Source organism: Kitasatospora sp. NBC_00458, from assembly GCF_036013975.1.
Taxonomy (GTDB): Bacteria; Actinomycetota; Actinomycetes; order Streptomycetales; family Streptomycetaceae; genus Kitasatospora.
Map to the genome: position 1 here is coordinate 3,177,501 of NZ_CP107904.1, position 18,902 is coordinate 3,196,402.

Here is an 18,902-nt window from a genome sequence, read left to right on the forward strand (position 1 = left end):
CGGACGAGCTGCTGGACCTGGCGGATCTCCAGGACGCCGTCGCCGGCCGAACGGTCGAGCGCCTCCTGAAGCTTCGCCGCCACCGGGACGAAGGCGGCGTCGTCGATGCCGGAGCCGCGGGCCTGGATGCTCGGGCCGCCGACGATCTTGCCGTTGGTGGAGTCGACCACCACGAAGCAGGAGATGAAGCCCTCCTCGCCGAGGATCCTGCGGTCCTTGAGCGAGGCCTCGGTGATGTCACCGACCGAGGAGCCGTCCACGTACACGTAGCCGGCCTGGACCTTGCCGACGATCCGGGCGACGCCGCCCTCCAGGTCGACGCAGACGCCGTCCTCGGCGATGACCGTCCGGTTGCGCGGGACGCCGGTGGCGATGCCCAGGTCGGCGGCGGCCCGCAGGTGGCGCCACTCGCCGTGGACCGGCATCAGGTTGCGCGGCTTGCAGATGTTGAAGAAGTAGAGCAGCTCGCCGGCCGAGGCGTGGCCGGAGACGTGCACCTTGGCGTTGCCCTTGTGCACGACCTTGGCGCCCCAACGGGTGAGGCCGTTGATCACCCGGTAGACGGCGTTCTCGTTGCCCGGGATCAGCGAGGAGGCCAGGACGACGGTGTCGCCCTCGACGATGCGGATCTGGTGGTCGCGGTTGGCCATCCGGGACAGCGCGGCCATCGGCTCGCCCTGCGAACCGGTGCAGATCAGCACGACGTCCTTGTCCGGCAGGTCGTCCAGCTGCTTGACGTCGACGACCATGTTGCCGGGGACCTTCAGGTACCCGAGGTCGCGGGCGATGCCCATGTTGCGGACCATCGAGCGGCCGACGAAGGCGACCTTGCGCTTGTACTCGTGCGCGGCGTCCAGCACCTGCTGGATCCGGTGCACGTGGCTCGCGAAGGAGGCCACGATGATGCGCTTGTCGGCGTTCGCGAAAACGTTTCGCAGCGCGGCCGAGATGTCGCGCTCGTGCGGGATGAAGCCGGGGACCTCGGCGTTGGTGGAGTCCACCAGCAGCAGGTCCATGCCCTCCTCCGCCAGCTTGGCGAAGGCCGGGAGGTCGGTGAGGCGGCCGTCCAGCGGCAGCTGGTCCATCTTGAAGTCGCCGGTGGCGACGACCATGCCGGCGGGCGTGCGCACCGCGACGGCCAGCGCGTCCGGGATGGAGTGGTTGACCGCGATGAACTGGCAGTCGAAGGGGCCGATCCGCTCGCGGTCGCCCTCCCTGACCTCCAGGACGTACGGGCGGATGCGGTGCTCGGCGAGCTTGGCCTCGATGAGGGCGAGGGTGAGCTTCGAGCCGATCAGCGGGATGTCCGGGTTCTCCCGGAGCAGGTACGGGACGGCGCCGATGTGGTCCTCGTGGCCGTGCGTGAGGACGATGCCGTCGATCTTGTCGAGGCGGTCCCGGATGTAGGTGAAGTCCGGGAGGATCAGGTCGACGCCCGGCTGCTCGTCCTCGGGGAAGAGGACGCCGCAGTCGACGATGAGGATGCGGCCCCCGTATTCGAAGACCGTCATGTTGCGGCCGATCTCACCGAGACCGCCGAGCGGGGTGATGCGGAGGGCGCCCTCCTTCAGGGCCGGGGGTGCGCCGAGTTCGGGATGCGGGTGGCTCAAAAGACTCTCCTCACGGCGCACGCCATATGCCCGGGGTCCTCCCCCGCGAGACATATGGCGTGCGTACTCAGTGTCGGTTTTCCTACTGGGTCTGTGCATTCGCGCCTTCGGTCCGGTCCAGCGGCGGTCCCGTGAGGGGCCGGCGAGCCGGGGCGCGCACGTCTGTGTCTGTTACAGGTCTACCCCGCCTGCGGCGAGATCCTTCTTCAGTTGGGCGATCTCCTCGGGAGTCGCACCGACCAGGGGCAGTCGCAGCGGGCCGGCCGGCAGGCCCTGGAGCCCCAGTGCGGCCTTGGTGAGGATCACGCCCTGGGTGCGGAAGATACCGGTGAAGACCGGCAGCAGGCGCTGGTGGATCGCCGTGGCCTTGGCCACATCGCCGGCCAGGAAGGCCTCGATCATGCCACGCAGCTCACCGGCGACCAGGTGGCCGACCACGCTCACCGCGCCGACGGCTCCGACCGAGAGCAGCGGCAGGTTGAGGATGTCGTCGCCGGAGTACCAGGCGAGGTCGGACCGGGCGATGGCCCAGGCGGCGGCGCCGAGGTCGCCCTTGGCGTCCTTGTTGGCGACGATCCGCGGGTGCTCGCCGAGCCGGACCAGGGTCTCGTGGCTCAGCGCGACGCCGCTGCGGCCGGGGATGTCGTAGAGCATGACCGGCAGGCCGGTGGCGTCGGCGATGTGGGTGGTGTGCCGGTACAGGCCCTCCTGCGGGGGCTTGCTGTAGTAGGGCGTGACGACCAGCAGGCCGTGCGCTCCGGCCGCCTCGGCCTGGCGGGCGAGGTCGGCGCTGTGGTGCGTGTCGTTGGTGCCGACGCCGGCCACCACGTGGGCGCGGTCCCCGACCGCCTCCACCACGGCGCGGACGAGCTGTGCCTTCTCGGCGTCGCTGGTGGTCGGGGACTCGCCGGTGGTGCCGTTGACGACGAGGCCGTCGTTGCCCGAGTCGACGAGGTGCGCGGCGAGGCGCTGGGCGCCGTCGAGGTCGAGGCCGCCGTCGGCGGTGAACGGGGTCACCATCGCGGTCAGGACCCGGCCGAAGGGCGTCTGGGAGGTGGAGGTCGGAGCCATGCGTCCAAAGCTACTCGTAGGCGGTGGGGCGGTACCCAGGCCGGTCCAGGGTTCGGACAGGTGCGGCGCTCGGGCGGCCGGACCGGGGGTGTGGTCAGCAGCGGGGACATGGGATTCCGGTGCTGCGTGCTCGGGGGTTCAAGCAGCACCGGAATCCGTGTTCACGAGCGTAGGGAGAGGTCAGAAATGCCGCAATCCAGACATGCCAGACACTCCGCCCATATGCCCGTCGTCCCAGGTCAGGGGGCGACTCGGCCGTGCGTCTCGAAGGCCGCATGGGTGAGCGGCATGAGCCGGGCCCACTGCTCCTCCATCCGCTCGGCGACCATCTCGATCTCGCGCTGCGGGAACGACGGCACCGCCGAGTTCTCCCGCTTGGTGCGCAACGACAGGAAGTGCATCAGCGAGCGGGCGTTGCAGGTCGCGTACATCGAGGAGAACAGGCCGACCGGCAGCACCGCGCGGGCCACCTCGCGGGCCACGCCGGCCGCCAGCATCTCCTGGTAGCGCTCGTAGGACTCGCGGTAGGCGGACTCCATCGCCTCGGTGACGACCCGGTGCTGCTTCTCGGTGCCCTCGACGAACTCGTACCGGCCCGGGCGGCCCTGCTGGACCAGCTTGCGCTCCTCGGCGGGCACGTAGAAGACCGGCTCCAGCTCGCGGTAGCGGCCCGACTCCTCGTTGTAGGACCAGCCGCTGCGGTGGCGGTGGAACTCGCGGAACACGAAGATCGGCGCGCTGATGAAGAAGGTCATCGAGTTGTGCTCGAACGGGGTGCCGTGCCGGTCCCGCATCAGGTAGTTGATCAGGCCCTTGGACTTCTCCGGGTCCTGCTGGAGCGCCTCCAGGGACTGCTCCCCCGCCGTCGAGACCCGGGCCGCCCAGATGACGTCCGAGTCGGCGGCGGCGCTGCGGACCAGGTCCACGGTCACGTCGCTGCGGAACTGGGGGGCCGTCGTGTCGTCGCTCACGCGTTACTCCTCGCGGATTCGGTGGTGCTGGTGGTGCTGGTACTGCCAGTCGTCCCGGCCCTGCCGGTGGCAGCGGCGCCACCGGTCGTGCCTGCGCTCTCCGGCTCGCCCGCGCCGCCGGAGGTCCCCGCGGCGGTGCGGTGCAGCCGGATCGCGTGCTGCATGGTCTTGCGGGCGCGCGGCACGTCCCCCGCGTCGGCGTACGCGACCGCCAGCCGGAAGAAGGCCCGCCAGTCCCCGGGAGCCGCCTCGGCCTCGGCCCTGCGGCGGGCGAACACCGCGTCGGCCGAGGCCCGGTCGATCCGCCCGCCCGTGGTGCGCGTCAGCTCGTCGACCGGCAGGCCGCCCTCGGCCTCCAGCTGCCTGGCGAGCCGCTCGCTGTCCCGGCCGAAGCGGACGGTCTGGCGCAGGAACCAGATGCCGATCACCGGGACGACGAAGGCGCAGAGGCCGAGGCCGACACCGAGCGGCTTGCCGGTGGCGACCAGCTGGACGCCCTCGCCGACGCAGACCAGGGCGACCAGCAGCAGGACGCCGGAGAGGACGAAGAAGCCGGTGCGTGAGGTCACGACGCACTCCAGGGGGCGGGCACGGTCACAGGTCCAGGAAGTGTTCGAGGCCGAGGGTGAGCCCCGGCGTCTCCACGACCCTGCGCACGCCGAGCAGGATGCCCGGCATGAAGCTGCTGTGGTGCAGCGAGTCGTGGCGGATGGTGAGGGTCTCACCGGTGTCGCCGAACATCACCTGCTGGTGGGCGAGCAGGCCGCGCAGCCGGACGGCGTGCACCGGCACCCCGTCCACGTCGGCGCCGCGGGCGCCGGGCAGGCCGTGCGTGGTCGGGTCCTGCTGCGGCGGCCGGCCGGCCTCGGCGCGGGCGGCCGCGATCAGCTGGGCGGTGCGGGTGGCGGTGCCGCTGGGGGCGTCGGCCTTGCGGTCGTGGTGCAGCTCGACCACCTCGACCGACTCGAAGTACCTGGCCGCGGTCTGGGCGAACTTCATGCCGAGCACGGCACCGATGGAGAAGTTCGGGGCGATCAGCAGGCCCAGCTCCGGCGCCGCGTCCAGCTGCCCGCGGACGGTGGCCAGCCGCTCGTCGGTCCAGCCGGTGGTGCCGGTGACCACGTGGATGCCGTGGCGCAGGCAGTAGTCGAGGTTGTCCATCACCGAGTCCGGGTGGGTCAGCTCGACGACCACCTGCACGCCGGCGTCGGTGAGCTCGGAGAGCTTCGACCCCCGCCCGAGGGTGGCGACCAGTTCCAGGTCCGGAGCGGCCTCGACGGCCTTGACGGCCTCGGAGCCGATCCGCCCCTTGGCGCCGATCACGGCGACACGCAGCGTCATGGTGAGAAGTCCCTTCAGACCAGCAGGTCGGCGAGCCGGGCGGCCCGCTTGTCGTTGACCGGGCCGATCAGCGCGAGCGACGGCCGGTGGGCCCCCAGCACATCACGGGCCACCGCGTGCACGTCGTCCAGGGTCACGGCGGCGATCTTCGCCAGCATGTCGTCCACCGACAGGTGGTGGCCGTAGCTGAGCTCGGCCTTGCCGATCCGGTTCATCAGCGAGCCGGTGTCCTCCATGCCGAGCACGGTGGAGCCGGAGATCTGGCCGATGGCGCGGTGCAGCTCCTCCTCGGTGATGCCCTCGGCGACCACCTTGGCGAGCTCCTCGCGGCAGATCCGCAGCACCTCCTCGACCCGCTTCGGCTGACAGCCGGCGTAGATGCCGAACAGACCGCTGTCCGCGTACGAGGAGGAGTACGAGTAGACCGAGTACGCCAGTCCGCGCTTCTCCCGGACCTCCTGGAAGAGCCGCGAGCTCATGCCGCCGCCGAGGGCCGCGTTGAGCACGCCCATCGCCCAGCGGCGCTCGTCGTGCCGGGGCACGCCGGGCACGCCCAGCACCAGGTGGGCCTGCTCGGTGGTGCGGTGGAGCACCTCCACCCGGCCGGCGGTGCGCAGCACCTTGACGCCGCGCCGGGCGTCGGCGGGGACCGCCTCGGACTTGGCCAGCAGCGGGGCGAAGGCCCGCTCGACCTGCTTGACGACCTTGCGGTGGTCCAGGTTGCCGGCGGCGGCGACGACCAGCTGCTCGGGCTTGTAGCGGCGGTGGAAGAACCCGGCGATCTGGTCGCGGGTGAGCGCCCGGATGGTCTCCTGGGTGCCGAGGATCGGGCGCCCGAGCGGTCCGGTGCCGAAGATCACCTTGGCGAAGAGGTCGTGGACGACGTCACCCGGGTCGTCCTCGGCCATCGCCATCTCCTCCAGGATGACGCCGCGCTCGGCCTCGACGTCCTCCGGGCGGATCAGCGAGCCGGTGAGCATGTCGCAGACCACGTCGATGGCCAGCGGGAGGTCGGTGTCGAGCACCCGCGCGTAGTAGCAGGTGTTCTCCTTGGCGGTGAAGGCGTTCATCTCACCGCCGACCGCGTCCAGGGCGGCCGAGATGTCCAGCGCGCTGCGCCGCTCGGTGCCCTTGAAGAGCAGGTGCTCCAGGTAGTGGGTGGCCCCGTTGAGCTGCGGGGTCTCGTCCCGCGAGCCGACACCGACCCAGATGCCGAAGGTCGCGGAGCGGACCGTCGGCAGGGTCTCGGTGACGACACGCAGGCCGCCGGGGAGGACGGTGCGGCGCACCGTGCCGGCGCCGTCCGCGCCCTTGAGCAGGGTCCGGGTCGTGCCGGGGCGCTGCTTCGCCGCCGAGGCCTGGGCCACGGGGGTACCTCCGTAGAAAGCAATCCGTAGGGAGCATGGGGGGAGAACGGGGTGCGGCCCGCACGCCGACGGGGGCGTGCGGGCCGCTGGAGTCAGCTAGCGGCGCTTCACTCGGAAGCGGCCTCGCCGGCCTCTTCGCCCTCGACGACCGGGATCAGCGAGAGCTTGCCGCGCGGGTCGATCTCGGCGATCTCGACCTGCACCTTGGCGCCGACGCCGAGGACGTCCTCGACGTTCTCGACGCGCTTGCCGCCGGCGAGCTTGCGGATCTGCGAGATGTGCAGCAGACCGTCCTTGCCCGGCATGAGCGAGACGAAGGCACCGAAGGTCGTGGTCTTCACCACGGTGCCCAGGTAGCGCTCGCCGACCTCCGGCATGGTCGGGTTGGCGATCTGGTTGATCGTGGTGCGGGCGGCCTCGGCGGCCGGACCGTCGGCGGCACCGATGTAGATGGTGCCGTCGTCCTCGATCGTGATCTCGGCGCCGGTGTCCTCCTGGATCTGGTTGATCATCTTGCCCTTGGGGCCGATGACCTCACCGATCTTGTCCACCGGGATCTTGATGGTGATGATGCGCGGCGCGTTCGGGGACATCTCGTCCGGGGAGTCGATGGCCTCGTTCATCACGTCGAGGATGTGCAGGCGGGCGTCGCGGGCCTGCTTCAGCGCGGCGGAGAGCACCGACGCCGGGATGCCGTTGAGCTTGGTGTCCAGCTGCAGCGCGGTGATGAAGTTGCGGGTACCGGCGACCTTGAAGTCCATGTCGCCGTACGCGTCCTCGGCACCGAGGATGTCGGTGAGGGTCACGTAGTGGGTCTCACCGTCGATCTCCTGCGAGATCAGGCCCATGGCGATACCGGCGACGGCGGCCTTCAGCGGCACACCGGCGTTCAGCAGCGACATGGTGGAGGCGCAGACCGAGCCCATCGAGGTGGAGCCGTTGGAGCTGAGCGCCTCGGAGACCTGGCGGATGGCGTACGGGAACTCCTCGCGGGTCGGCAGCACCGGGAGGATCGCCCGCTCGGCGAGCGCGCCGTGGCCGATCTCGCGACGCTTCGGCGAACCGACGCGGCCGGTCTCGCCGACCGAGTACGGCGGGAAGTTGTAGTTGTGCATGTAGCGGCGACGCGTCTCCGGGGAGAGCGTGTCGAGCTGCTGCTCCATGCGGAGCATGTTCAGCGTGGTGACACCCAGGATCTGGGTCTCGCCGCGCTCGAACAGGGCCGAGCCGTGCACCCGCGGGATGGCCTCGACCTCGGCGGCCAGGGTGCGGATGTCGGTGACACCGCGGCCGTCGATGCGGACCTTGTCCTTGATGACGCGCTCGCGGACGATCTTCTTGGTCAGCGCGTTGTAGGCGGCGCTGATCTCCTTCTCGCGGCCCTCGAACTCGGGCAGCAGCTTCTCGGCGGCCAGCGCCTTGACGCGGTCCAGCTCGTTGTTGCGCTCCTGCTTGCCCGCGATGGTGAGGGCCTGCGCCAGCTCGTCCTTGACGGCGGCGGACAGCGCGGCGAGCACGTCGTCCTGGTAGTCCAGGAAGACCGGGAACTCGCCGGTCGGCTTGGCGGCCTGGGCGGCCAGCTGGGCCTGGGCGGCGCAGAGCACCTTGATGAACGGCTTGGCGGCGTCCAGACCGGCGGCGACGATCTCCTCGGTCGGCGCCTCGGCGCCGCCCTCGACCAGCTTGATGGTCTTCACGGTGGCCTCGGCCTCGACCATCATGATCGCGACGTCGCCGTCCGGGAGGACGCGACCGGCGACGACCATGTCGAAGACGGCCGACTCCAGCTCGCTGTGGGTCGGGAAGGCCACCCACTGGCCGTCGATCAGGGCCACGCGCACGCCGCCGATCGGGCCGGAGAACGGCAGGCCCGCCAGCTGGGTGGACGCGGAGGCCGCGTTGATGGCCACCACGTCGTACAGGTGGTCGGGGTTGAGCGCCATCACGGTGACGACGACCTGGATCTCGTTGCGCAGGCCCTTGACGAAGGACGGGCGCAGCGGGCGGTCGATCAGGCGGCAGGTGAGGATCGCGTCCTCGGAGGGCCGGCCCTCGCGACGGAAGAACGAGCCGGGGATGCGGCCGGCGGCGTACATCCGCTCCTCGACGTCCACGGTCAGCGGGAAGAAGTCGAAGTGCTCCTTCGGCTGCTTGGACGCGCTGGTGGCCGACAGCACCATGGTGTCGTCGTCCAGGTAGGCCACGGCGGAGCCGGCGGCCTGACGGGCCAGACGGCCGGTCTCGAAGCGGATGGTGCGGGTGCCGAAGGAACCGTTGTCGATCACGGCCTCGGCGTAGAACACGTTCTCTTCCACCTGGAAGATCTCCTCTTTCGTACGTTCTCCGGGAGAGCGTCCCCGCGCATCGTCTGCCGGTGGCCCCTGGCCCTCTTTCGCAGAGGGGGGCAGTCGGGCCGGTCTTCGATCGAAGCCTCCGGTGCGCCCCGCTTCGGTCTGCGGGGCTTCCGGCGGCCACTACCGAGGACCGGCGCCTCTCGGCTGGCCGGGTTCGGGCGGGCGGTCCGCGTCTGGACGCTCTCTCGGATGCGGGCGGCTTCCGTTTGAAGCCTTCGTCCCGCGGGGGTCTGGGGTCTTTCTGCCTGGGTGGCGCTCGACAGCGCCAACACCGGCATTTCCCACAACCCTACGGTGCAATCCTCGGGCACCCGGGGAGGTGCGCGCGAGTTGTTATGTTCGGGCGCCGCTGCGGGCGCCCCGGGTCATCGGGCGCGGCATACGCGCGAGGGGCGGCCCCCCGGTGTGGGGAGCCGCCCCGAGCGGCGGTCTTAGCGGGCGCCGCCGGCGGCACCGCGGCGGATGCCCAGGCGGTCGACGAGCGCACGGAAGCGCTCGATGTCCTTCTTGGCCAGGTACTGCAGCAGACGACGGCGCTGACCGACCAGGATCAGCAGGCCGCGGCGCGAGTGGTGGTCGTGCTTGTGGGCCTTGAGGTGCTCGGTCAGGTCCGAGATGCGGCGGGAGAGCATGGCGACCTGGACCTCGGGGGAGCCGGTGTCGCCCTCCTTCTGGCCGAACTCGGCGATGATCTGCTTCTTGACGTCAGGGGCGAGAGCCACTGCAACTCCTTCGAGGTGATACCGAGCGTTCCTGGTCTACGGCACAGGACTCTGTGAGAACTCGGTGTCGTGACGGGCGCGGCCGGCGGTCACTGCCCCGACCGGGGGCGGACACACGGCTGCGCTCGAAGGCCAAGCGTACCAGTGCCGGTGATCCGGCCGGGCGGCGGGTGCCGGCCGGCCGGCCCGGACCGTCGGCGGGCGGCGCCGCGGCGCGGTCCTTCGGTGGTGCGGTGGTGCGGTGGTGCGGTCCTGCGGTGGTGCAGTGGCCGGTCAGCCGGTGGCGCCGCGCACCAGCCGGTAGACGTCGAGGACGGCCAGCACCAGCGGGACCAGTGCCATCAGCGTCAGGCTGTCGACCAGGTCCAGGACCCGTCCCCAGAACGGGGAGACGCCGAGCCGGGGCACCACCAGGGCGACCGCGGTGAGGACCGCGGCGCCGAGCGCGATCGAGGCGGTCAGCCAGACGGTGCGCAGGTCGGCGCCGGTGGAACCGGGGCCCGCCTGGAGGAGGAACCGCGGGGTGTGCAGGGCGAGCCCGACGACGAGCAGCGAGAGGCAGGACAGCCCGGCGACGGTGAGGCCGAGGACCTGCGCGGTGTAGCGGAACAGCCGGGCGCGGAGCATGGTGGCGAGGCCGAGGGCGAGGGCGAGCAGTTCGGGGAACGTCCCGCCGGTGAAGCCGAGCACCGCGCAGGCCCCGACGATCACCGCGGCGCAGCCGCCGACCAGGCCGACCAGCACCTCGTGGCCGCGGCGGGCCTGGTGGGCGATCCGCTCGTACTGGACCAGTTCGGCGCGGTCGGCGTCCTCGTCGTGCTCGCGGCCGCGGGTGCGGGTGCGGGTCTGGCCCGGGGCGCTGAAGCCGACGGGCAGCCGGGCGAAGCGGGCGGAGAGGCCGGGCAGGAAGCCGACGGCGGCGACGGCGGCGACGCCGGTGACGGCGGCGATGTGGTCGGCCGGGGTGCCGGGCAGCAGGACGGCGGCGAAGGCGGCGAGCGCGCCCGCGGCGGCCGTGAAGGCGGCGGCGACGAACGGCGCGTCCTTCTCCGGCAGCAGGCCGACCAGCAGCACGGCGACGACCAGGACGGCGACGCAGCCGGTGAGGAACTGGAGCCGGCCCGGACCGTCGCCCGGAGTGGTCGGGGAGAGGATCCCGCTGCCGGCGACCAGGGCGTGCGGGAGCGCCCCGAGTCCGAGCGCGAGGCCGGCCCCGGCGTCCCGGTAGACCCGGGCGCGGACCCCGGCGAAGGCGGTGAGCAGGACGGCGGCGATGCCGGAGAGCACGCCGGGCAGGCCGTGCACGTCGTGGCGCGGATCGGCGGACCAGAGCGTGAAGCCGAGCAGGGTGAGCAGCACGCCGGCGCCGGTCAGGCCGAAGGCCCGCATCAGTTCCGCGCTCCAGAACCGGCGGTCGGCCTCGCCGGCGGTGGCGATGGCGTCGGCGACGTCGTCGTAGACGGCGGGCGGCAGCGACTCGGCGAAGGGCCGGAGGCTGAGCAGGTCGCCGTCGCGGACCTGTTGGGCGCCGAGCGACAGGCCGCCGTCGAGGACGGTGCCGTCACGGCGGACGAGGTGGAAGCCGGTGGGGGCGCCGTCCGGCTGGGTCTGGTTGGACAGGCGCAGCACCTCGGGGTAGACGTCCGCGAGCGGGATGTCCTCGGGCAGCGCGACGTCGATCCGGCTGTCCGGCGCGACGACGGTGACCCGGCAGAAACCGGTCATGGCGGGGGTGCTCATGACTGAGGCCTCCCGTTCGCTCGACCGTTCGCTCGACGCACTGGGTGTTCCCCCCTGCTGACGGTGCCGCGGTGTGCCGGCGGCTGGTCCGGCCCGGCCGCCGGTGCGCGCCCCGCCGGGCGGAACCGGCTCTGCCTGGACGCGAGTTGGCGCTGCGTCACCCTACCGCCCGGTTCGTTCCCGCTCCCGCGGAAAGCGCCAGTAGGATCGGCCCCTGCGCAAGGCGGCGGGGGCGGACGGCGCTCCTCCCCCGGGTGCCTGCGGTCGGCGGAGCGGGCGCGGCGCCAGACGGGGCGTCCTCACCCGTACGGATCCAGTTGCGTGAGGGCTGATGCCGTGGTGGTCGAGCTGGGCGTTCGTGGTCGTGGGGCGGGACCCGCATGGGTGTGATCACGGTCAAGCGGCCGCCCCGGGCCTACCCGCCGAGGGTGCCGGACGAGCCGGTGGAGCTGGCCGCCCCGCCCGAACTGCCCCGGTCGGGCGGCGAGGACTGGGTGATGAGCGTCCTTCCGATGCTCGGGATGGGCGGTTCGGCGGTCTTCTTCTTCGCGCCGGGCGCGCAGGCGCCGATGCGGATCATGGGCGGTCTGATGATCGTCTCGACGGTCGGCATGGTGCTCGCCCAGATCGTCCGGACCCGCAGGGGCGGCTCCACCGCCACCGCGGACGAGCGCCGCGACTACCTCAAGTACCTGCAGCAGCTGCGCCGCCAGGTCCGCCGGACCGCCGAACGCCAGCGCGGCGCACAGCTGTTCCTCAACCCGGCGCCCGACCAGCTCTGGTCGATCGTGGCGGACGGCCGGCGGCTCTGGGAACGGCGCACCGGCGACCCCGACTTCGCGCAGGTCCGGGTCGGGCGGGGGCCGGTGCAGCTGGCCACCCCGCTGGTCGCGCCGCAGACCGCGCCGTCGGACGAGCTGGAGCCGCTCTCGGCGGCCGCGATGCAGACCTTCCTGAGGGCCCACGGCATCCTGCAGGACCTGCCGTTGGCGGTCTCGCTGCGCGCCTTCTACCACATCACGGTGTGCGGGGACCCGGACACCGTGTACGGCACCGTGCGGGCGATGGTCGCCCAGTTGACGACGCTCCACTCCCCGGACGACCTGCTGGTGACGGTGGCCGCGGCGCCGGGCGCGGTGGACGAGTGGGAGTGGACCAAGTGGCTCCCGCACACCCAGCACCGCAAGGAGAGCGACGGCGCCGGACCGCGCCGGCTGATCTCGACCGGCCTCGGCGCGCTGGAGGACCTGCTGCGGGACGAACTGGCCGGCCGCCAGCGGTTCACCCGGGACGCCGTGCCGTCCCCGGACCAGCCGCACATCGTCGTCGTGATGGACGGCGCGTCGGTGCCGCCGGACTCGGTGCTGGCCGGCCCGGAGGGCGTGCACGGGGTGACGATCGTCGAGGTGGTCCCGGGCGATCTGGACGAGCCGAGCGGGCACCTGATCATGACGGTCTCGCCGGACGCCCTGGTGCTCCGCGCCGCGTCGGGCGTGACGTACGAGGGCGTCCCGGACGTCCTGTCGGTCTGGCAATCGGAGGCGCTGGCACGCCAGTTGGCCCCGTACCGGGCGTCCGCCGGGGACGACGACGAACCGCTGCTGTCCAACCTGGACTTCACCGACCTGATGAACTCGGGCGACCCGGGCTCCTTCGACGCGGCCCGCAGCTGGCGGCAGCGGGCGCAGCACGAGCGGCTGCGGGTGCCGATCGGGGTCGGGGCCGGGGGCGAGCACGTCCACCTGGACCTCAAGGAGGCCGCGCAGGAGGGCATGGGCCCGCACGGCCTGTGCGTCGGCGCGACCGGCTCCGGCAAGTCGGAGCTGCTCCGGACCCTGGTGCTGGCGCTGGCGATGACGCACACCTCGGAGACGCTGAACTTCGTGCTCGCCGACTTCAAGGGCGGGGCGACGTTCGCCGGCATGGCGGACATGCCGCACACCTCCGCGGTGATCACCAACCTGGAGGGGCAGCTCCCCCTGGTCGACCGCATGCGGGACGCGATCGAGGGCGAGCTCAACCGCCGCCAGGAGCTGCTGCACCGGGCGGGCAACTACGCCAACATCCACGAGTACGAGCGGGCCCGGGCGGCCGGCGTGGCGCTGGACCCGCTGCCCTCACTGGTGCTGATCATCGACGAGTTCTCCGAACTCCTCACCGCCAAGCCCGACTTCATCGACATGTTCATCCAGATCGGGAGGATCGGGCGGTCGCTGGGGGTGCACCTGCTGCTGGCCTCGCAGCGCCTGGAGGAGGGCAAGCTGCGCGGCCTGGACACCTACCTCTCGTACCGGATCGGCCTGCGCACCTTCTCGGCGGCCGAGTCGCGGGCGGCGATCGGCGTGCCGGACGCGTACCACCTGCCGCCGGTGCCGGGCGTCGGCTACCTGAAGTTCGGCACCGACGTGATGGAGCGGTTCAAGGCCGCGTACGTGTCGGGGCCGTACCGGGCACCCGGGCAGCAGCGGTCGACGGGCGGACGGCTGGTGACGGCGCGGCCGGTGCTGTTCACGGCGGCCGAGGTGGCGGCGTCGGAGCCGCTCGTACAGGAGGCCGAGCCGCTCGTCGTGGAACAGGACGACGCACTCGTGGACACCGTGCTGGACGTGTTCGTGCAGCGGATGGTGGGCCAGGGTCCGGCCGCGCACCAGGTGTGGCTGCCGCCGCTGGACGCGCCGCCGAGCGTGGACCAGCTACTGCCGCCGCTCCAGGTGGTGCCGGAGCGCGGGCTGACCCCGCCCGGGTACGCGGCGCCGGGCCGGCTGGTGGTGCCGATCGGCACCGTCGACAAGCCGCGGGACCAGAAGCGCGACGTCCTCTACCAGGACTACGCGGGGGCGGCCGGGCACGGCCTGGTCGTCGGCGGCCCGCGGTCCGGGAAGTCGACGGTGATGCGCACCACGGTGGCCTCGTTCGCGCTCACCCACACCCCGCTGGAGGTGCAGTTCTACCTGCTGGACTTCGGCGGCGGCGGGCTCCGGTCGCTCCAGGACCTGCCGCACGTCGGCGGGGTGGCCGGGCGGCTGGACGCCGAGAAGGTGCGCCGGACGGTCTCCGAGGTGCACGGGGTGCTGAACCGGCGGGAGGAGCTGTTCCGGGTGACCGGGCTCGACTCGATCGCGACCTACCGGGCCCGCCGGGCGGCCGGGCAGCTGCCGGGCGAGCGGTTCGGCGACGTCTTCCTGGTGATCGACGGCTGGAGCACCTTCAAGCAGGAGTTCGAGTCGCTGGAGCCGGTGATCGGCGACATCGCCCAGCGCGGCCTCGGCTACGGCGTCCACCTGATCGTCACCGCGAGCCGGTACGCGGAGGTGCGGCCCGCGCTCAAGGACCTGCTGCAGAACCGGACCGAGCTGAAGCTCGGCGACGCCATGGAGTCCGAGGTGGACCGCCGGGTGGCGCAGAACGTGCCGGCCGTCCCGGGGCGCGGGGTCACCGCGGACCGGCTGCACTTCCTCACCGGCCTGCCGCGGATCGGCCCGTCGGGCTCGGCGGACGACCTCCCGGACGGCGTGGCCGCGCTGGTCAGGGCGGTCGACGCGGCCTGGACGGGCCCGCGCGCACCGGGCGTGCGGATGCTGCCGGCGGTGCTGGACGGCCACTCGCTGCCGAAGGGCTTCGAGCACCCCCACCGGGGCGTCGCGTTCGGCATCGACGAGGCGGAGCTGGCGCCGGCCTTCGTCAACTTCGAGACCGACCCGCTGTTCATCGTCTTCGGCGACACCGAGTCCGGGAAGTCGTCGCTGCTGCGGATGCTGGTCAAGCAGATCACCGAGCGGTACACCCCGGACCAGGCCGGCATCGTGGTGGGCGACTACCGGCGCGCGCTGCTCGGCACCGTGCCGCCGGACTACCTGGTGGAGTACGCGGCCGCGCAGCCGGCCATGACCGCGGTGGTCGAGATGCTGCGCGGGGCGTGCGCCCGCCGCCTGCCCGGCCCGGACGTGACCCCCGAGCAGCTGCGCAACCGCAGCTGGTACACCGGCAAGGACATGTTCCTGGTCGTGGACGACTACGAGCTGGTGGCGACCGCCTCCGGCAACCCGCTGGCCGTGCTGGCCGAGTTCCTGCCGTTCGCCCGCGACATCGGCCTGCGGGTGATCGTCGCGCGGAGCGCGGGCGGGGCCGGGCGGTCGCTGTACGAGCCCTTCATGCAGCGGATGCGCGAACTGGGCGGCCAGGGCGTGCTGCTCTCCGGGAACCGGGACGAGGGCGCGCTGCTGGGCACGGTCAAGCCGCAGGCGCTGCCGCCGGGCCGCGGGGTGTTCGTCTCCCGCCGGGTGACCGGCGGGCAGACGGTGCAGACGGGCTGGCTGCCGGCGCCGTGACGGGCCCGCGCGGATCATGCGGGCCCGTGCGGATCATGCGGGCCCGTGCGGATCATGCGGGCCGGCCTCCGACATCGGTGACGGAGGGTGATCGAAGGGGTCGGATCCTCGGGGTCCGGCCCCTTCGCACGTCCCACCCACTGAAACGTTACCTAGATCTTTCCGGCCGGGGGCTGCGGTTCCCGTACCCCGCCCGGGGCGACCCGGTGGCCCGGGGCAGGCCGACCGACCTGGCCAGGGCATCGACCAACCGCCTTTGAATAAGCGCACGCAACACGCCGTTCACCTTGGATTCAGACCCGCAGTGGCGAAAGTAACAAGTCGGACATGCATAGTGATGACGATCAGTGATCATGAGATCGCATGCCTATGCCTCCACCCGCAACGGATTCCGAAGCAATTCCGCGATTGACGCGATCGATACGGCCAAGGTTCCATGGCGGCCCGGGAGCGACAGGACCAGAACCGAGCAACCAGCCAGCGGAGGCGATACCGCTCCCTCTCCAGGACCGCACAGAGCCGATCGGAAGCCTCATGACCGACACGCTTCGCCCGCCACGCGCCGTAGCACCCGCCACGGCGCCCGGGGGCACCCCCGCCGCCCCGCAGACGCTCAAGCGCTCGATCGGCGTCGTGGGCGGCACCCTGCTCACGCTGTCCTGCGTCACCCCGGCCTCCACGCTCTTCGTGATCGTCCCGGAGCTGTTCTCCAGCATCGGCAGCGCCACCGCGCTCGCCATCGCGATCGGCTCGGTGCTCTGCATCGCGGTCGCCTTCTGCTACTCCGAGCTCGGCACCCTGATCCCCAGCGCCGGCGGCGAGTACGCCATGGTCGGCACCCTGGCCGGACGGCTGGCCGGCTGGCTGGTCTTCGTGCTCTCGCTGATCGTGGTGATGATCGTCCCCTCGGTGATCGCCCTCGGCACCGCCGACTACCTTGCCCCGGTGCTCCACGTCGACAAGCCGATCGCCGGCGCCGCGGTGATGCTCGCCGCCACCCTGGCCGGCCTGCTCGACCTGCGCGCCAACGCCTGGATCACCGGCATCTTCCTGGTCCTGGAGGTCGTCGCGGCCGGCGTCGTCTCGGTGCTCGGCTTCGCGCACGCCAACAGCGGCGCGCCCAGCATGCTGCACGGTGTCGTCACCGGCGAGGACGGCGTCACCACCACGGTGAGCATCGGCGCCGTCATCGGCGCACTCGGCATCGCGCTCTTCATCACCCAGGGCTTCTCCACCGCCGTCTACCTCTCCGAGGAGCTGGAGAACCCCCGCCGCAACGTCTCCCGCACCGTGCTGTGGACGCTGGGCATCTCCGCCGCCGTCATCCTCGTCCCGGTCGCCGCCATCACCATGGGCGCCCCCGACCTGGCGACCCTCAGCTCCGGCGACATCTCCGGCATGGTCACCGCCTGGAGCAACTCCGCGGTCGGCACCTTCATCAGCCTCTGCGTCGCGCTGGCCATCATCAACGCCGGCATCGTCATGGTCATCCAGAACTCCCGGGTGCTCTTCGCCTCGGCCCGTGACAAGGCCTGGCCCGACCCGGTCAACAAGGCCTTCGCCACCCTGGGCCGCTTCGGCTCCCCCTGGGTCGCCACCCTGGCCGTCGGCCTGCCGGGCGCCGCGCTCTGCTTCGTCAAGGGCGAGCTGCTCAGCGAGATCACCGGCGTCGCCGTCACCGGGATGTACCTGCTGGTCGCCGTCGCCGCGCTGCTCTCCCGCCGTGACCGGCACAAGCACGCCGCCGCCTGGCGGATGCCGCTCTGGCCCGCCGTCCCGGTGGTCCTGATCGTCGTGCTGGTCTACATCATCACCCAGCTGGACACCGTGCCCCTGCTGTGGACCGGCGGCATCACCGCCGCCGCCACCCTCTACTGGCTGTTCTACCTGCGCCCCCGGCAGGACACCCGCTGGGTGATCAGCCTCCCCGAGGACCAGCAGGGCTGATCCGGCCGGAACCGACCATCCGCCCCTCCCCCACACGGCGGTGCCCCGGGCTCCCACCGGCCCGGGGCACCGCCGTCCCACCGCGTCCGGGCCGACCCCGGCGGGGCGGCTACTTCTTGCGCGTCCACTGCGGGGCGAGGGCGATCACCGTCAGCTGCTCGACGGACAGCGCCGGGGTGGCCCGGGTGACCGGGGTGTGCTGGCCGCCCCGGTTGAGGGCGCTGATCACCACCCGCAGACCGTCCGAGTGCAGGGTGTCGACCGTCCACATGCCGCCCTGCTTGCGCACGATCACCCTGGCCCCGTCGGAGCGCTTCTCCACACCCCCGAACAGCGGCTCGACCCCCGTGTCCTTGCTCCAGTCCTGCACGTTGATCTCCACCAGCGACTTGCCCTTGCCGTCGTCCACCACGAAGTTGGCGAAGCCCGGCTGGCCCCCGGTCTCGGTCTGCTTCAGGCCGGCCGGCAGGAGCCGGGCGGTGATCGCCAGGATCTCGTCCTTCCCGTACTCCTTGGGGTCCTGCCCGACCGGAACCGGTACCGGGACGGCCGCGACGATCCGGTCCCAGGACTTGTCCGTGACGACCGCCTTCAGCTGCTCCGGCGTCAGCGGTGGGGTGGGCCGGGAGACCGGCGCCCCCTTCTCCTTCGGCGCGTTCCACTCGGACAGCTCGACCAGCCCGCCGTCCTTGCCCACCAGCTGGGCGTACCAGCGCTTGGTGTCGGCCCGGCGGTCGGGGTACTCGTAGCCCTGGAACAGGGTCACCGTCCCGCCGCCCGGCAGTGCGGTCGAGGTGCAGGCGTCGTACGGCACGTACTTCCTGTCCGGGCAGGTCCCCTCCTCGCGGTCCGGGTCGCCCTCCGCGACCCGGCCGAGCGAGAGGCGGATCGCGGCCTGGCCCTTGCCGTCGTCGAACACCAGCTGCGCACCCCGGGGCGCACCGTCGTCGGTCGCGCCGCCCCCGGCCTCGGTGACCCGGCCCTTCGGCAACAGGGCCTGGAGGGTGGCGAGCACCTCGTCGCCACTGATCCCCCCCTTCGCCGCGGTGGCCGAGGACGGGGTCGCGGCGCCGCCGCCGGTGCCCGAGCCGCTGCCGTCCGACGCGGTGCTCGGGGCGGTGCCGCCGGCCGCAGCCGCCAGGGGCACAGCGGCCGGGGAACCGTCGGTCCCGCCGGTGAGGTACACCGCGCCGCCGCCCACCAGGGCCAGGGCGACCGCGCCGCCCACCGCGGCGGCGGCCGAGCGGCGGCGCCAGCGCCGGCGTCCGCGGTCCAGGCCGCCCGCCGCGAGCCGGCCCAGGTCCTCGCCGCCGAAGCCCTCGCCCGTGCGGGTCATGGCCTGGAGAAGGTCGTCCTCAAGTCTGTCGTGTCCGGACATGGGTGATCACCGTTTCGGTAGGTGGCGGAGTGGCGTCGGTGCCGGGGCGCGGGTGGCCGAGGGCCCCCGGCGG

The 18,902-nt window shown here is 72.2% G+C and carries 12 protein-coding genes (1 of these 12 only partly in view); 2 read left to right on the forward strand and 10 right to left on the reverse strand.

Translation table 11 applies throughout. From position 1 onward, the window contains the following. The 9 genes from OG550_RS12595 to eccD all read right to left on the reverse strand — a co-directional run. A protein-coding gene (locus OG550_RS12595) for a ribonuclease J (RefSeq protein ID WP_327676974.1) crosses the window boundary here: on the reverse strand, window positions 1-1,610 show its 5' portion. Its footprint begins 76 nt before the window's first position; only the first 1,610 of its 1,686 coding nucleotides appear in the window; its start codon is at window positions 1,608-1,610; the stop codon falls past the left edge of the window. 171 nt (window positions 1,611-1,781) lie between these two features. Next, on the reverse strand, window positions 1,782-2,681 hold the full coding sequence (gene dapA / locus OG550_RS12600) for a 4-hydroxy-tetrahydrodipicolinate synthase (protein WP_327676976.1): 900 nt from the start codon (window positions 2,679-2,681) through the stop codon (window positions 1,782-1,784). Window positions 2,682-2,920: 239 nt separating this feature from the next. Continuing rightward, window positions 2,921-3,652, reverse strand: a complete 732-nt coding sequence (gene thyX / locus OG550_RS12605; RefSeq protein ID WP_327676978.1) for an FAD-dependent thymidylate synthase — start codon at window positions 3,650-3,652, stop codon at window positions 2,921-2,923. Beyond that, complete coding sequence (locus OG550_RS12610; RefSeq protein WP_327676980.1) at window positions 3,649-4,221, reverse strand: hypothetical protein; 573 nt, start codon at window positions 4,219-4,221, stop codon at window positions 3,649-3,651. The genes thyX and OG550_RS12610 overlap by 4 nt, the downstream gene beginning before the upstream one ends. A gap of 25 nt (window positions 4,222-4,246) precedes the next feature. Next, window positions 4,247-4,993, reverse strand: a complete 747-nt coding sequence (gene dapB / locus OG550_RS12615) for a 4-hydroxy-tetrahydrodipicolinate reductase (RefSeq protein WP_327676982.1) — start codon at window positions 4,991-4,993, stop codon at window positions 4,247-4,249. A gap of 14 nt (window positions 4,994-5,007) precedes the next feature. Then, entirely contained in the window at window positions 5,008-6,360 is a 1,353-nt protein-coding gene (locus OG550_RS12620) for a M16 family metallopeptidase (protein ID WP_327676984.1), read from the reverse strand. Between the two features lie 107 nt (window positions 6,361-6,467). Next, window positions 6,468-8,675: a polyribonucleotide nucleotidyltransferase gene (locus OG550_RS12625; protein WP_327676986.1), complete on the reverse strand. Its 2,208-nt coding sequence runs from the start codon at window positions 8,673-8,675 to the stop codon at window positions 6,468-6,470. A gap of 470 nt (window positions 8,676-9,145) precedes the next feature. Beyond that, window positions 9,146-9,436: a 30S ribosomal protein S15 gene (gene rpsO, locus OG550_RS12630; RefSeq protein ID WP_327676988.1), complete on the reverse strand. Its 291-nt coding sequence runs from the start codon at window positions 9,434-9,436 to the stop codon at window positions 9,146-9,148. A 273-nt stretch (window positions 9,437-9,709) separates the two neighbouring features. After that, the gene (gene eccD, locus OG550_RS12635) at window positions 9,710-11,176 is read right to left on the reverse strand and encodes a type VII secretion integral membrane protein EccD (RefSeq protein ID WP_327676990.1); all 1,467 of its coding nucleotides are present in this window, start codon (window positions 11,174-11,176) and stop codon (window positions 9,710-9,712) included. A gap of 380 nt (window positions 11,177-11,556) precedes the next feature. On the opposite strand from eccD, the gene eccCa reads away from it, so the two are divergent. Then, window positions 11,557-15,504: a type VII secretion protein EccCa gene (eccCa, locus tag OG550_RS12640; protein ID WP_327676992.1), complete on the forward strand. Its 3,948-nt coding sequence runs from the start codon at window positions 11,557-11,559 to the stop codon at window positions 15,502-15,504. Between the two features lie 534 nt (window positions 15,505-16,038). Further along, window positions 16,039-17,451, forward strand: a complete 1,413-nt coding sequence (locus OG550_RS12645) for an APC family permease (protein WP_327676994.1) — start codon at window positions 16,039-16,041, stop codon at window positions 17,449-17,451. A gap of 109 nt (window positions 17,452-17,560) precedes the next feature. Here OG550_RS12645 and OG550_RS12650 read toward each other — a convergent pair whose 3' ends face one another. Further along, window positions 17,561-18,829: a hypothetical protein gene (locus OG550_RS12650; RefSeq protein WP_327676996.1), complete on the reverse strand. Its 1,269-nt coding sequence runs from the start codon at window positions 18,827-18,829 to the stop codon at window positions 17,561-17,563. Window positions 18,830-18,902 lie beyond the last annotated feature (73 nt).